Origin of the sequence: Variovorax sp. WDL1 (assembly GCF_001541225.1) — a bacterium.
Lineage (GTDB): Bacteria > Pseudomonadota > Gammaproteobacteria > Burkholderiales > Burkholderiaceae_C > Variovorax.
Map to the genome: position 1 here is coordinate 1 of NZ_LMTS01000343.1, position 1,734 is coordinate 1,734.

Annotated in this window: 2 protein-coding genes; both read left to right on the forward strand. The window is 62.7% G+C overall.

Annotated features, from left to right (window positions below):
- Nucleotides 1–1,142: MFS transporter (locus APY03_RS38435; RefSeq protein ID WP_068685903.1), on the forward strand; the 1,142-nt coding region annotated here is incomplete at its 5' end.
- 7 nt (nucleotides 1,143–1,149) lie between these two features.
- On the forward strand, nucleotides 1,150–1,734 hold a 585-nt coding region (locus APY03_RS38440; RefSeq protein ID WP_157103526.1), incomplete at its 3' end, for an HlyD family secretion protein.

Below are 1,734 nucleotides of genomic sequence, written 5' to 3' on the forward strand. Positions count from 1 at the left end.
TGCCGCCCCACATACGGCTGCACGGACTGGCGCTGTATGCGCTGACAGCCACCTTCGCGCCCAACCTCTCGATCTGGCTGGCGGGGCAATGGACGGATGGCCTGTTCGATTGGCGCTGGGTGTACTGGCAGATTCTTCCGCTCGCGGCCGTTGCCGCCTTGTTGATCGGCTGGGGCCTGCCGAATGACCCGATCCAGACAGACCGCTTTTCGCAAGCCAACTGGCCGGGCATGGCTTTCGGCGCGCCGGCATTTGCCCTGATAGCCGTCGCCCTGGATCAGGGCGTGCGGCTGGACTGGTTCAACTCCCCCCTCATCGTCGTCTCGCTGGTGGCCGGGCTGACGCTGCTGGTGGCCTATCTGCTGACGGAGTGGTATCACCCGTCGCCGTTCATCAAATTGCAGATGCTCAGTCGCCGCAACCTGGCGTTGGGCTTCACCTTGTTCGTCTGCCTTCTGGTCGTGCTGACCTCCTGCGTGATGCTGCCGATGACCTTTCTCGGGCCGCTCCAAAGCTACCGACCGCTTCAGATGGCGCCGATCGGTCTGATCGTCGCACTGCCTCAACTGGTCCTGGGTTCCGTGGTGGCGCTTTTCCTGTACCGGAAATGGGTCGATGCCCGATTCGTGTTCGCGGGCGGCCTGCTGCTGATCGCCTTGGCGTGTTTCTCCGGCGCGCAACTGACCTCCGACTGGAACCGCGACCAGTTCTTGATGACGCAGGCACTCCAAGCCTTTGGCCAGCCCATGGCTGTCGTCTCGACGCTGTTCCTGTGTACCAGCGTCGTACACCCCAGTGAAGGCCCGTATGTGTCGGGGAATATCAACACGCTGCGCGCCCTGGGGTCGGTACTTGGGGGCGCGGTGGTGGGCCAACTCGTGACCGTGAGACAGCGGTTCCACGCAGAAATGCTGCTGGACCACGCCGCATTGGTAGGCAACTCCGTCCCGCTTGTTCCGGAGCCCGCTCAACTGATGGGAATCATCGGCCAGCAGGCGCTGGTGCTGTCAGTCGCGGATGCCTATCGCGTACTCGGCGTTCTGGCGCTGGTGATGGTCCCCTTCGTATTGCGGCTGACCTACGTTCCCGCCCCCGACTTGCAGGCCGGCGCTCCCCAATCCCAACCTTTGCCCCAAGGATAGTTTCACCATGGCCATGCCGAAGAAAGCCAAGATTACCAGTGCCGTGCTGCTGCTCGCAGTCGCAGTGGGCTGTGTCATTTATCTGAATCGTCCCGAGTCCAGCGCATCGACCCAATCTACGGACGATGCCTACGTCCAAGCCGATTTCACCCTCGTCGCGCCGCAGGTGTCCGGCGTGATCGGAAAGGTGTTGGTAGAAGAAAACCAGCCAGTGAAGGCTGGTGATCTGCTCGCCGCCATTGACGACCGGGATTTCATCGTTGCGGTGGATGCGGCAAAGGCACAGGTCGCCGCTGCCCAGGCCAGTGTCGAGGGACTTTCCGCGCGTGTGGCGCAGCAGGAAACCGCGATCCGCCAGGCGCAGGCGGCCGTTGCGGTGGACGATGCAGAACTCAAATTGGCAGAGGCCAACCAGAAACGCTACCGGAACCTGGCCTCCGATGGATCAGGTTCGATCCAGGCACAACAACAGGCCGAAGCGCAGTTGGCCATTCGGCTGGCCAGCCGGGACAAGAACCGCGCCGGCCTGCAAGCGGCACGGCAGCAGACGGGCATCCTGAAAGCCGATCTTGAAAAGGCCAAGGCTGCGCTT